Origin of the sequence: Brevibacillus brevis (assembly GCF_022026395.1) — a bacterium.
Classification (GTDB): domain Bacteria; phylum Bacillota; class Bacilli; order Brevibacillales; family Brevibacillaceae; genus Brevibacillus.
In genome coordinates, this window is the sequence record NZ_CP041767.1 from 4,827,527 (window position 1) to 4,841,076 (window position 13,550).

Consider the following 13,550-nt stretch of genomic DNA (forward strand, 5'->3'; position numbering starts at 1 on the left):
TCTTTTGTATGACAAAATCATGCAAACTAATGCTATCAGAGGAGGAAATGAAAAAAACCTAACAAAAGTTAGGTTTTTTGACGTTCTTTTTTAGACGAGTAACAGATCGACAAAAGATGCTTGATCCAGCTTTCCGAAAAACTCCTGAAGATTGATGTCGGCGAGTCGCTCACTGATGGACGAGCGATCGTACGGCGTATCTCGCAACACCGCTTCAAGCTCCGCTACATCACGTACACCGAAGAAATCTCCGTATATCTTTACTTCTTTCATTTTGCCTTTTTCAATATCAAGCTGGATCTCCACGGTGCCGATATCGAAACGTTTCGATTGACGGTAATTGCTTTTCGGTGACTTGCCGTAGTTCCACTCCCAAGTCTGGTAACGGGAACGGGAAAGCTCGTGAATGTTCTCCCAATCCTTTTCACTCAGCTTGTATTCTTCGATCTCCCCTTCTCCAAAAATCGAACGGAGAATCGCCAGACGGAACTCTTCAATAGTCATCTTCGTCTCCAAAAACTCCGAGATGTTAGCGACACGGCTGCGAATCGATTTGATCCCTTTGGACTGGATCTTCTCTGCGTTTACCCTCAGCGCAGATACGACATTTTCCATCTCCGAATCAAAAAGGAGCGTGCCGTGGCTGAACATGCGTCCTTTGGTCGAATACTGCGCGTTGCCAGAAATTTTCCGTTCCCCGACCTGTATGTCATTTCGTCCTGTCAGCTCTGCTTCTACCCCTAATGTTTTCAAGGCTTGTACCACAGGCGCCGTGAATTTGCGAAAATTGTGGAAGGACTCACCGTCATCATTCGTAATAAAGCTGAAGTTGAGATTGCCCAGATCGTGATAAACAGCGCCGCCTCCAGACAGTCTCCGAACGACATGAATATGATTTTCCTCTACATAAGTTGCATTAATCTCCTCAATAGTGTTTTGGTTTTTTCCGATAATAATAGAAGGTTCATTGATATAAAACAGCAAGTAGTCGTCACTATTGGGCAAATGCTTCAGGGCGTACTCCTCAATCGCCAAATTGATGCGGGGATCTGTAATCCCTTGATTATCGATGAATTTCATGAGATAGCCTCCATCCGTAAACGTTCTATCTTCCTAATCATACCATTTCCTGCTTGTCTGTACTGTTTTCGAATCTGCTCATGTTAAGAAGCATTGTTTCCTAATCTAATATTTTTTGTTGATTTACTGAAAATCCTCTATAAATACGTTTCCATATTGTCGATAATTGACGTAATCTAGGGGCAATCATCTTGGTGTTTTCTTTTTTAGATAAAATACTATGGATCAACGAGGTGTTCTTTATGAAAACAGCCAAGTTCTCCCGTTCAAGATCTCTGCGAACCAAGCTCGTCCTGCTATGTCTCCTGCTATTGGCGCTTCCTTGCCTTAACATCGGAATTCAGGGCTATTATTCTGCGAGCTACAGCTTGGACGACTTGGGCAGCCGCATCTTAAAAAACAACGTGAATTTGACGATTGAAATGATTGATGTTCTCCAGAAACAGGTCGAAGCTGGAAAAATCAGCAAAGAAGATGCACAAGAGCAAGTAAAGCTTCACATCCTCGGCCCCAAGCAGTCGGATGGAACCCGCTCGATTAACAAAAATGTCGATTCCGGTGCCAGTGGATACATGTTCGTTCTGGATGAGAAAGGTGTCATGCTCGCCTCTCCTACCATTGAGGGGAAGAATCAGTGGGATGCAAAAGATCCTGACGGTATCTTTTTTACCCAAGAAATGATTAAGCGCGGTCAGGAAGGCGGCGGCTTTACATACTATCAGTGGTCAAAGCCAGCGGAGCCAGATATTCTCTATCCGAAAATCGCCTATTCCAAGCTAGACCCTCACTGGGGATGGATCGTTAGCGCAAGCAGCTACATGGAAGACTTCAATGCCGCTGCTGAAGGTGTACTGTCTGATTTAATGATCGTGCTGGGAATCTCCTTGATCGTCGGATTCGTCGTCTCGTGGTATGCCTCCGGGTTCATTTCCAGACCTATTGCCCTGGTTGCCGAGCGCGTGAAAGAAATTGCCGGTGGTGATCTGTCCGGGAAAGACATCGTCGTAAAAAACCGTGATGAAATCGGACAATTGGTCCATGACGTGACCCATATGACAGAGAATTTGCGCGAGCTCATCTCTCGTGTCCGCACCAGCTCTCTGCATGTCGCTTCTACCTCTGAGGAGTTGACGGCGAGTGCAGAACAGACGAGTAAGGCAACCGAGCAAATTGCCGTCACGATGCAAGAGATCGCCGTTGGAGCAGAAGATCAGTCCAAAACGATCGATGGAACGGTCAAGACGATCAACGACATGTCCTCGAGTTTGCAACAAATTGCGTCCAGTTCCGAACAAGTCTCTTTGACAGTCGATACAACGAACATGCTGGTCTCAAACGGCAATGAAGCAATTGTCGGTGCCATCGCTCAAATGAATTCCATCAACACAACTGTCCAAGAGCTGGCAGAATCAATCAAAATGCTTGGTCACCGCTCTTCGGAGATCAGCAATATTGTCGAGGTCATCACCTCGATTGCCGAACAAACGAACCTGTTGGCGCTAAATGCTGCAATCGAAGCGGCCCGTGCTGGAGAGCATGGACGTGGATTTGCTGTCGTCGCCAATGAAGTACGTATCTTGGCTGAGCAATCAGCAAAATCTACCCAGCAGATTAAAGACCTCATTAGCGCGATTCAGGTCGATACAAACAAAGCCGTATACGTAATGCAGACGACGACTTCTGAGGTTTCGGCTGGAATCGAAGTCGTACATGAAGCCAGCAAGGCCTTCCAGGAAATTTTGTCTGGAACGACAGAAGTAGCACGTCAGATTCAGCAAGTTACCACTGCCACTCATCACATGACAACCGGAGCAGAACAAGCCGTCCATTCCATTGAAGCGATTGCCACGACTGCGGAGACAACGGCTTTCGGAACACAGAACATTTCCGCTGCCGCTGAACAGCAATTAGCCTCTATGGAGGAAATTTCGTCCTCTGCTGCTTCCTTGTCAAAAATGGCGGACGAGCTGCATGAATCGATTCAACAGTTTAAGGTGTAACCATAAACACTCAAACGAAAAAAGGCTGCGTTTGCTAGTCACCTTTGACCTCGCAAACGCAGCCTTTTCCTCTCCCTATCAGCCTATTTAAACTCGAGGCGGTTGCTCTGCTTCCCACGTAATCGAAATCGTCGTCCCCTGCCCGACAGCTGTTTTCACTTCGATTGAACCACCAAACGCTTCCACCAATGCTTTTGTAATGACCATCCCAAGTCCAGAGCCTTCCGTCCGAGACTCGGTGTCTGTGCCACGATAATACCTCTCGAAAAGCCGATCTGCTGTTTCTTCATCCATCCCGCTACCATTGTCGCTAAAAATGAGTAAAGCTGTAGCTGGCTCGAGTGCCTGTACGCTGATGGACACAATCGTACCGCTCTCGTTGTGAATCAAGGCATTGGCAACCAGATTATCCACGATACGCTGAAACCAAGGCTTGTAGACGAGCATGTAAACAGGTTCGACAGAGGGGGTAAACCGGATGCAGCCTTCCGGGTACAATGGATGTTTTGCTGCTTCCGTAATGGCATTAGCTGTGCAAACATTCAAGTCAACGAGCTCGACTGTAGGGGCACCTTGTCCGTTCCGCAATCGATACGTCAGCGCCAAATCGTTAATCAAGTCTTCCATATACGCTGACTTGTCCAAAATAATGTTGGCGAAAGCATGTACTTCTTCTGTCGTCCACGTATACTCGGCATTTCCTAACAGATGCGCGTACCCTTTGACAGAGGAAAGCGGCGTTTTCAGATCATGGGAAACGCCTGCGATCCACTCATTTCTCAATTGCTCCGTTTCTTGGCGAAGCTTTTCGTTGCGGTAAAGCGTTTGCGACAAGGAGTCCATCGAATCGATTACATCTTGGTAGATACGGTATTTTCGCTTTCTCTTCCCTCGCTTGTCTTGGCTGAGCGGAACACCTTCCGCATTGGCAGGCTCCTCGTACTTTCCTCCACGCAAAAAGGTCAGCCACCTTAATACGTGAACAATCGGTGCACCAAATCGCTGTCCGAACAAGTAGGACACAATCCCGAAGACGAGCATCGCCGACAAGAGCAACATGCCCATCCCGATAAAAAGGGCCTTACTTTCCGGTGTCAAAAGCGGCTCTTCCCCAGGAGTCGTTCCTGGCAACGGATAACTGAGTACCCATGTTTGGCCGCTTTTTTGATCATAATGCGATACGATTGTTGCTCCGTAGCGATCCGGGTATACCGAGCGCAGCGCTAGTTCTTCCACGGTGAAATCCTTGATCGCTTTTGCAGGCTTATTAAAGGAAGCCAGCTCTGCTCCTTTCGGGTCCAAGAGCTGCACCCAACCCGCTTTACTCTTCAATTGATTTTGGATACTTGGCGGAAGCATGATCTCGCTATTTTTATGATCAGCCTCCTTAATCACCTGTTGCAAGAAATCGTGATCGCGGTTCGTCATGCCATACAACAAGGTGTGTACCACGCCATCTTTTTCCTGTATCCATAACGATAGCTGATAGGGAAACGGGCTTTTACGGAGCCAATAAGCCGTTAATTGGCCAGGACCGTAGTAGCTGGGTACGTCAGGCGGGGTAAAGAAAGAGTCGGTGACATAGCCCTTTTCATCAATCCGCTGAAGCCACCCACCGCTATCTCGCACCTCCTCCAGCAGCTCCGGGTCAAAGCGGACATCCTCTCCCTCTACTTCTATGGTCTGGATCAGCCGCTGCAAGCCGACACTCTCAAATTGACGTGAGGACTGCACTTTTGACATTTCTTCAAGTGTCCAATATAACGTAAACCCGGCTAGCACAAAGAGAATGAGGCCAACCAGCACCAACCACATGACCAGATGGAGGGCGATTCTGCTCTTAATATTCATAAGGAAGGCCCTTTTTCACCAATTTGTACCCGAGTCCCCTGACGTTCACCAAGAACTCTGGCTGCGCTGGATCAGGCTCGATGCGCTCCCGAATCCGGTGGATATGTACCATGATGGTGTTGTCGTCACGTAAGCTATTCACACCCCATACTCGTTCGTACAGCTCGCTTTTCGAAAATATTCGATTCGGATTTTTGCACAAAAATAGCAAGAGTTGAAAAACAAGGGACGGACAAGGAACGGTTTTTCCCTCCACATAGAGCTCCCCTGCAGCTTCATAGACTTGAAAACGTCCAAAATCATAGACCCCCTGAACGGGTGCAATCGGGACAACCGAGTCCGGTTTACGCGTACGACGGAGCAACGCCTTGATGCGCGCGACGATTTCCATCGGGTTAAACGGCTTCGTCACGTAATCATCCCCGCCAACGGCAAATCCGGTTAGCTTGTCAAAATCGGTATCTCTCGCACTCAAGAATAAAATCGGCGCATCCGTTAGACGGCGGATGAATGGACAAGCTTCTGTGCCGCTCATGTTCGGAAGCGTTACGTCCAGGACGATCAGGTCATAGCTTTTGCGTTCGCATGCACAGAGCGCCTCCTCCGATGTTTTCACCTTGTCGATCGAGTGGAATCCTTCTTTGTGCAGTACGGTCTCAAGCAATTGGAGAATAGCTTGCTCATCGTCTACGAGAAGGATAGCTGCATCTTTCACGATCACTTCGCTCCTTTTGCGCTTTTGCGTTATCCTCCATTTTATCATGCGTAGTGTCGGCACGCGTCCGCAACAACCTTAACGGAATCATAATTTTGCCGCGACAGATTTAAGTATCCTGTAAGCCAGCGTTTCATATCTGATAAGAGTGGCTTTCTATAATGAAACTAGCGCGAAGAACAGGATAGGAGTGGCGACATGAAAAAAGTTTGGATTTCACTCGGTGTAGGAGCGATTCTTTTGACAGGATGTGCTGCGCAATCAGAAGCAACCGCAATCCCCTCTACTACTGAATCCCCTACAAAGAAAGAAGAAGGTGGAAAGACGATGACGGTTCAAGCGGAATCTATTGTGCAAGCTCTCCTTCACGGAAAAATAGAGGAGGTCTATGAGCAAACAAGCCCGTCATTCAAACAGCAGGTTTCAAAAGCGCAGTTTGTAGAAGGGTATACTGCTTTTAGCGCGGGGTTGAAGTCGTGGAATCACCATTCCCACACGTCCGTAAACGGCAGCTATTATGGCACCTGGGTGGATCAGGACGCCAAACGGGGCCTTGTCCTTACGATGGATGAAAAAGGGATCATCACAGGCGTTTTATTAAAGCCGCTGCAAAGCTACCCCGACACCGACAATGCTTTGACAAAGCTGGCGTACAGTGCACCGTTTACAGGTGAGTGGTATGTGTTCTGGGGAGGTCAGAATGTCCTTTCGAATTATCACTACGAGGTAGAGAGCCAACGCTATGCATACGATCTGATTCAGGTCAAAGACGGACTATCCTACAAGGGTGATCCTGCGAAAAACGAAAGCTACTTCGCATTCGGGCAAGAAATACACGCCCCCCAGGCTGGAACCGTCGTGCATGTCGTCCATGATATCAAGGATAATGTCCCTGTCGGAGCAATGAACGCACAGCAGCCCGCTGGCAACGTCGTCATTCTCGATCATGGTAACGGAGAATACAGCTACTTCTCCCATCTGAAGGAAGGCTCCGCCGAGGTAAAGGTTGGCGATCGTGTGGAGAAAGGGGATTTGCTTGGGCTATGCGGCAACTCTGGCAATTCCAGCGAGCCTCATCTGCATTATCAGGTCTCTGACGGCAAGGATTTGTTCCATAGCAAATCCATTCGCGTGCAGTGGGAGAACGGATTAAATCCGCGTCAAGGTGACAGCATTCCTGCGAAATAAATAGTGTAGCTGTTAAACAGCGGTAGTCCATCCTTTTGTCTTGTATCCAAAGAGATGGACTGCCGCTTCCTTTTAGAGGACAATATCATACTTCATTATCTTGGCAGTTTGTTCTGCTACTTCCGCACCTACTAATCGTTTGATGAAAGGACATATTGATACCCGCTAAGATTCCAGCAGATGTCACGATATTTCCTTCATCCACGAATTTTACTCCTTTTTGCACAACGACTTCTGGAAAATCCTTTTCCATTCGCTCGAGACTGGCCCAATGAGTCGTTGCCCTTTTGCCTGTTAATAAGCCTGCTTTTGCAAGTAAAAAGGCTCCTGTGCAGACAGAGGCCATCAGCTCCACCTGCTGCATTTGCTCACGAATCCATTGGATCACCTGCTCATTATGGACTTCTCGTTCCCTCGCACCTATCCCACCTGGAATGATGAGAATATCAAAAGCAGGCATATTGGTCATTTTCCATAGATGTTACCGAGAATACTTCAAACGGACCTGCAAAATCCAACACCTCCACATCGTCAAACAAAAAAATTCCTACTCGCCATTGCTTGGTTTCCATATGGATCTCCCCTCTTTCATGTTTGGATATATTTTACAACGCCTTATTGGGAACATCTCTAGTTTTTTTAGCTGTAAGATTCTGCTAGAGTCATTAATAGAAGGTACAAAATGCTGGAGGAGGTCCGCTGTCTGATGAGTACCAGCCCGAATATTATAGAGGTCGCGTCCCTCATAGGAGAGCCATCCCGCGTCTCCATCCTGATCAGCCTGATGAACGGCAAGGCACTCCCCGCCAGTGAACTCGCACGAAACGCAAAAGTCACCCCCCAAACGGCAAGCACGCATTTGGCAAAGCTGGTGGAAGGAGGTCTGTTGATCAGCGAGTCACACGGCCGACATCGTTACTATCGCCTAGCCAGCCCTGATGTCGCCCATGCCCTTGAATCGTTAATGACGATCGCAGCACCTAAGCCGGTTCGTTCCTTGCGCGAGTCTGACCAATTGCGAGCCATACGCTATGCTCGTACCTGCTACGACCATCTCGCAGGAGAAGTGGGCGTTGCCCTGACGCAGAAAATGCTGGAAATGCGGTTGATCGAGGCATCCGATCAAGACTACGTGCTCAGTGAAGCTGGGAAAACCAAGCTGCAATCACTCGGCGTAGACCTTGTGGCCAAACCAAAGAGCAGACGTCGCTTTGCCCGTCCCTGTTTGGACTGGAGCGAGCGTCGCCATCACTTGGCAGGTAGCCTAGGAGCCTCACTCACCAACCGATTTTTTGAGCTTGGCTGGATCGAGCGAGTGCCAGGAGGGAGGGCAGTCCGTGTAACGCCGTTAGGCAGCTCTGGTTTTATGACCGAGTTCGGACTGCATGTAGATGAATGCAAAAAGCACAGCTAGCTACTCTGCCAGCTGTGCTTTTTCACTGACTTGCCTGCGTGGGGCAAACGTCCAGTTCACCAGGAAAATCCCTGCGAAAATCAACAATCCTCCCACATACACATGCCATTGCACTACCTCCCCCAGCAACACCCAACCCGACAAAACACCGAAGAACGGAGCGAGGAACAAAAAAGCACTCGTCCTGCCCGGATCGCCGTGATTCAGCAAGTAAAACCACGTCGCAAACTGCACAATGGAAGCCATGATCGCGAGCCAGAGGACGACGAACACAGCGGTCGGTGTCACAATGAGCTTCGGCGTTTCCAACGTGAACCCCATCACGAGGAGAAGAATTCCTCCGAACAGCATCTGATAGGCTGTCATCACCCACACATTGAAGCGGACTCCCCACTTTTTAACGAGAATCGTAGCCATTGACCACGCAAATGCGGACCCGATACCAAACAGCGTTCCCGTCTCCCATTGCAGATGGAAGCCAAGCGTGATGAACACCCCAGCCAGTCCAATCAGAACCCCCATCCATTGCGTCAGCCGATAGGATATTCCTAGAAACACCGTTCCCCATATGACCACGAGCAGTGGGTTCATAAACGTCAGGATCGAGGATTCACCCGCTGTGATCGTACGCAGACTCAAAAAGATACACCCCATGACAGCAGCCGTCTGCAAAAATCCGATCAAACACAGCTTCCCCCAGTCACCCGCCGACTTCGGGAGCGGCTTTTTCCATACCCACGCTCCCATGATCAGTCCTGCCAGCGTAAAACGCAGTCCTACCAGCAGCAATGGTGAAAAATAGGCCAATCCAATCTTTCCTACCGCAAAAGACGAGCCCATCAATGATGTCGTCACGACGACAAGTATCCCGAACAAAATTTGATTCATCGCATTGTTCCCCCCGTTTCAGGCAAGCTACTTGTTTCTTCTTACATGTAGTGTACCTGACGGTTAGTTCGATGAGGGTCGAAGTGTGCATATGGTTTACAGCCGGTACTTTTCCACCATCTTAATCCCGATTTGATTCAGCAAGGCGGCGAGCACCTTCCAGACCGCCTGACGATAAAACGGCAAATGTTTGACATACACCGCTGTAAATTCTGGTTCTCCCTCCGCTCCCCTGTCCGCTTTGAATGCGCCTACGCCCGCACTTTGATGGAGCAGGATGCCTTTGCTCTGTGCTTCTAGCACCAAGAGGCACGACAGCATCCGATACAGCCCGGTCTCTTTGGGAAGCGTCGTATCATACCCGAATAGCGGTGTCGTCATCACACCATTTCGTTCAAAATAGCCAAGAATGCCGTCCAGCCGTCCGTCTTTTTCCAAGCCGATGAGGGTCAATGTCCTCTTTTGCATCGCCAGTCGGACGAACTCCATCGAAAACTGCGGATTATGCTGGGAGTATTTATCCAGATACAGCGCGTTATATAAAGCAACGATTCTCTCGACATGCTGTTCTCCCAGTTCCTCATGACGCAGGATGCGATAGCCGGATTTGGCAAGCATTTTTCGATCGCGATTGAGTGTATTGCGGACCCGCCACTTTCCCTGCGCTGGCCAATCGGGGTGAAAAAGGTAGACGTAACGACTGGGAACCATGAGATAGCCCTTCTCGATGAGCCCCTTGTGGAAATCCGGATACAGCCTGCGACAAACAGATCGAAACGTGATGATATGGCCAGGGAACTTTTGAATGCAGCTTTCCGTGATGTCCTTTACTTCATCTGCACGCACATCATGGTACAGATTCGTTGATAGCAGCCAGTTGTTGACGATGACCATTTGGTTGCATTGGCTTTTTTTCATCCAGCGTCCAAGGCCTGTGAGTACGGTCGACAATGCCCGCCTCAACACCGCAGAATCGAGCATGCCTAGCTCTTCCTTCGCATACGTCACGTAATGGGTAAACACCGAACTGACATACGAATTGTCGTACTCGGTATCGTTCACCGTTACGGGCATGATCCAATCGCCTACACGGAGTGCATGCATCTGTGTCTGGACATTTTGCACATAGCGGGATGGCTGTTCCGTCATCATGGGCAGCAAGTAGCTTTTGACGTAGTCTGCATCCTGCGCCTGTTCCCAAGGGATTTGCCCCGCTGAGGTCCCTTCATACCATTCAATCAATGGCCTACTCACCTGGAACAAACATCCTCTCTACCCGCCGCAATTTTTTCGTACCCAGATTCAACCCGTACGGCACAAAAACAATCGCAGGCACTTTTCCTTGTTGATCGGCAATGGCTCGCTCAAGACTTTGGCGTACTCGTTCCTGCTCTTGCGTCGACGGTCCTTCCCCATCCTTCATGAGCAGCGCTACCTCAACTTGCTCGTAGCTTAGCTGCCGTACCGTATACTCTTCTATCGCATCAGACGAGGTAATGACAGCCCGACGGATGAAATCAGGAAAGACCGATATCCATCGCGCTTCGTGTTCATGGCGAAAAACAAACAGATCATCTGCCCTGCCCTCAATCGATTCCAGTGCCATAAACACCGAGCCACATGGACAAGGCGTACGCTTTTCCCTCAAAATGTCGTTCAATCGATAACGGATAATCGGCTGTGTCGTCCGGGAAAAGTCTGTGATGATCGGAAAGAATCGCTCCTTTTGCTCATCGAGATATTCCTTTTCCACCACCACGAGGTCTTCATTGACATGCAACGTCCCGTGTGAGCAGCTCACCGCAAGCAGCCCTTCTGTGCATTGATAAATTTGATGCACGATCTGCCCGAACACTTCTGCGATGTACGCTTGATCCAACGGGTCCAGCACTTCAGCCACCGAGATCACCTTGATCGGAGATATCCGCAGCTTCCCTTGACGCTGGGCGGTCGCGAGCATTCTCAACATCGAGGCTGGCGCAACCAACACCGTCGGCTGATACTGATTCAGGTGATCAAGATGCTGATCGAGCGGTATTTGCAGATCAAAGAACGAAAATTGAATGCGACGCCTGTTGACCGCCGTATACAGATTGCTATTCGCTCGCAAGAAAAAAGCAATCCGATGTGTCGACCATAGCTGGCCAGGCAGTGCTTTCGCCAAAATCACACCTGCCCATTTCGCCTGCTCCTGCGGTCCCACGAGAAAAAGCCCGCGATTGCCAGATGTCCCAGAAGATAAGCCCACGGTCACGCCGTTTAATTGGGGAGTGAAATCGCGTGTCGTTTCTGCTTTCAGTGCAATCGCAAATGCTTCTTCTTTCTTGACCCCGCACGTATTCAGCTCGTCAAAATGGTCCATCATGCGCTTTTTATCAATCGGCTCCATCTGTCTCCATTGTTCTGGCATTCCCAATCTCTTTCGGTAAAAAGGAGAGGTTGGCAAAATGCGTGACAGCATCGCTCTGACCTGCGCGTCTTGCCATTTCACCAGCTGCTCGCGCGAGGAAAACCGACGGGCAAGCCACTTCGTTTTTACATACTGCTTCAAGAGCGTCATGATCTCCATGTGAATGCTCCTCTGCTGGCCTGCCAGACTTCCCCGCAGTGAGTCGGCATGATTTTTATGTCGGGACATTGGCGGGATAGTACATGCAGCTTGTGCAAATGCTCGCGATACGCCTGTCGATCCGCCATGATCAACATAGCCAACAGATGAGGCAACAGGTTGCCGCGGTAGGCTTCACTCGACCAAGCCGCATCCGCGCACAAAAATACATCCCCATGATCCCAATCGCGCAGGAACACACCAAACTGCCCGATTGCATGTCCGTTCAGATCGACGATGTACAGACTCTGATCGGCGAACAAATCGTAGCCTTCGGTGTAAGGCGCGTAAGCTTCAGGCAATGCCACCAGCGCTCCTCGATCAATGAAAGTCACCCGTTCTTCAAAATCGTCCGGCATCAAATCAGGCAAATACGCCTCCCGCAGCGCGGCCCAACCCGTCTTTCCCTTTACGTGGTTGTAGGCACTCTCGAAGCAGTATAGTCGCGCATGCGGAAAATCACGCAAACCGCCGATATGGTCGGCATGAAAATGGGAAATGAGAATACCCGCAATGTCTGTCGTTTTGATTCCGCGTGCCGCGAGCTGCTCAGCAATACTCTCATGTGCTTCTGAGAATACGGGCGTTATTTTGCCGTACAGCGAATAAGGAAGCTTGCTCGTGGCTTCAAAAAAGCGCTGTGAATAGCCCGTATCAAAGAGGAGCAAGCCGTGGACGGGATGCTCGATAAGCCCTGCGATGGCGTGAAACGGAATATTTTTCATCCGACCGCCCTTTCGTGAAAACATCTCGAGCTGCTGGCAGTAGCCTGTGTCCATCAGCGTCAGTTTAACGTCCTTCATGCGTTCTCCACCAATCTGTAAACGTCTCGATGCCCTCGGCAATGCTCACCCGGGGTTCATAGCCCAGATCGCGCTTCGCCTTTGAGATATCCAAGGTTTGTGATTTGGCGAGCACACCGACCGAGTAACGCGTCAAAATCGGCTCGCGATAGCCCAAAACGGTCTTGGAGAGTGCCTCAAGCACCCATGCTGCCGCATACGCCTTCCAATATGGCAACTCGCGCGTTTTCAGAGGAACTCCCAAGCGACGAAACACATCTGACAACACCTCGATCATCGTCACTGGCTCCCCATTTGTAATGTTGTAAGCCTGCCCCAATGTGTGCGCTTGAGAATCCATGCACAAGATCAGCGCATCCACGACATTTTCCACATACGTCAAATCAATGATCGCCTTGCCTCCATTGATCAGCGGAACGAACTTCTTTTCATTGGCGCGGATCAATCTGGGAAGGATTGCATTGTCCCCAGGACCAAACAAGGCACGAGGACGAATCGTAATCGTCGGAAGCCCTGCAAGATACGCCTTGTCGACCTCCAGCTCCGCCTGGTATTTGGTCTGTGCGTATGTATTGGCAAACCGTACGGGCATCGGTTCATCTTCGCGGATTCCCAGCTTGTCTTCAAAAGCAAAATAAATACTCGGCGTCGATACATGGATCAGACGCCGGATACCGTGCTGCTTGCAACCCTCGATGACATGAATGGTTCCTGTCACATTCGTCTCGTACATGTCATGGTACGTCCCCCACGGGGAGGAAAAAGCAGCCGCGTGATGCACGATATCCTGATCGCGGCAAGCCTTCACCACGGCTTCTCTGTCTCTTAGGTCTGCCCGAAGGAATCGAATGCCTCGATCCTGCAATTGTCGGCCGACTCGCTCATCTCGTCCTTGCGCTGTTACGTCATAGCCCATTTCATGCAGTCGTGTAGCCAGCTTCTGTCCGAGAAACCCCGTCGCCCCTGTTACTAGAACCCGCTTGTTCATTTCTTCCTCACTTCC

Annotated in this window: 11 protein-coding genes and 1 pseudogene; 3 read left to right on the top strand and 9 right to left on the bottom strand. The window is 49.8% G+C overall.

Translation table 11 applies throughout. The features are described from left to right. Positions 1-90 precede the first annotated feature (90 nt). Positions 91-1,080 (bottom strand): lipoate--protein ligase, encoded by a 990-nt coding sequence (locus FO446_RS22870; protein WP_237899156.1) that lies wholly within the window; start codon positions 1,078-1,080, stop codon positions 91-93. A gap of 242 nt (positions 1,081-1,322) precedes the next feature. On the opposite strand from FO446_RS22870, the gene FO446_RS22875 reads away from it, so the two are divergent. Beyond that, complete coding sequence (locus FO446_RS22875; RefSeq protein ID WP_237899161.1) at positions 1,323-3,080, top strand: methyl-accepting chemotaxis protein; 1,758 nt, start codon at positions 1,323-1,325, stop codon at positions 3,078-3,080. 87 nt (positions 3,081-3,167) lie between these two features. Here FO446_RS22875 and FO446_RS22880 read toward each other — a convergent pair whose 3' ends face one another. Continuing rightward, positions 3,168-4,931, bottom strand: coding sequence for a sensor histidine kinase (locus FO446_RS22880; RefSeq protein WP_173610148.1), 1,764 nt, complete (start codon positions 4,929-4,931; stop codon positions 3,168-3,170). After that, positions 4,921-5,646: a response regulator transcription factor gene (locus FO446_RS22885; protein ID WP_237899163.1), complete on the bottom strand. Its 726-nt coding sequence runs from the start codon at positions 5,644-5,646 to the stop codon at positions 4,921-4,923. The genes FO446_RS22880 and FO446_RS22885 overlap by 11 nt, the downstream gene beginning before the upstream one ends. A gap of 198 nt (positions 5,647-5,844) precedes the next feature. On the opposite strand from FO446_RS22885, the gene FO446_RS22890 reads away from it, so the two are divergent. Then, positions 5,845-6,834, top strand: a complete 990-nt coding sequence (locus FO446_RS22890) for a M23 family metallopeptidase (RefSeq protein WP_237899164.1) — start codon at positions 5,845-5,847, stop codon at positions 6,832-6,834. Between the two features lie 72 nt (positions 6,835-6,906). Here the strand turns inward: FO446_RS22890 and FO446_RS22895 are convergent. After that, positions 6,907-7,406, bottom strand: a pseudogene (locus FO446_RS22895) (DJ-1/PfpI family protein). Between the two features lie 134 nt (positions 7,407-7,540). On the opposite strand from FO446_RS22895, the gene FO446_RS22900 reads away from it, so the two are divergent. Continuing rightward, positions 7,541-8,248: an ArsR/SmtB family transcription factor gene (locus FO446_RS22900; RefSeq protein WP_173610145.1), complete on the top strand. Its 708-nt coding sequence runs from the start codon at positions 7,541-7,543 to the stop codon at positions 8,246-8,248. Here the strand turns inward: FO446_RS22900 and FO446_RS22905 are convergent, their stop codons facing one another. The 5 genes from FO446_RS22905 to FO446_RS22925 all read right to left on the bottom strand — a co-directional run bounded on the left by FO446_RS22905 (position 8,249) and on the right by FO446_RS22925 (position 13,535). Continuing rightward, entirely contained in the window at positions 8,249-9,136 is an 888-nt protein-coding gene (locus FO446_RS22905) for a DMT family transporter (RefSeq protein ID WP_237899165.1), read from the bottom strand. 96 nt (positions 9,137-9,232) lie between these two features. Next, positions 9,233-10,378 carry a GNAT family N-acetyltransferase gene (locus FO446_RS22910; protein WP_330873259.1) on the bottom strand — a complete coding sequence of 382 codons (1,146 nt, stop codon included), beginning with the start codon at positions 10,376-10,378 and terminating at the stop codon, positions 9,233-9,235. Between the two features lie 4 nt (positions 10,379-10,382). Beyond that, positions 10,383-11,705 (bottom strand): F390 synthetase-related protein, encoded by a 1,323-nt coding sequence (locus FO446_RS22915; RefSeq protein ID WP_237899168.1) that lies wholly within the window; start codon positions 11,703-11,705, stop codon positions 10,383-10,385. Beyond that, complete coding sequence (locus tag FO446_RS22920) at positions 11,693-12,547, bottom strand: MBL fold metallo-hydrolase (RefSeq protein ID WP_173610142.1); 855 nt, start codon at positions 12,545-12,547, stop codon at positions 11,693-11,695. The genes FO446_RS22915 and FO446_RS22920 overlap by 13 nt, the downstream gene beginning before the upstream one ends. Continuing rightward, positions 12,534-13,535, bottom strand: coding sequence for an NAD-dependent epimerase/dehydratase family protein (locus FO446_RS22925; RefSeq protein WP_237899169.1), 1,002 nt, complete (start codon positions 13,533-13,535; stop codon positions 12,534-12,536). Before FO446_RS22925 ends, FO446_RS22920 begins: the two co-directional genes overlap by 14 nt. Positions 13,536-13,550 lie beyond the last annotated feature (15 nt).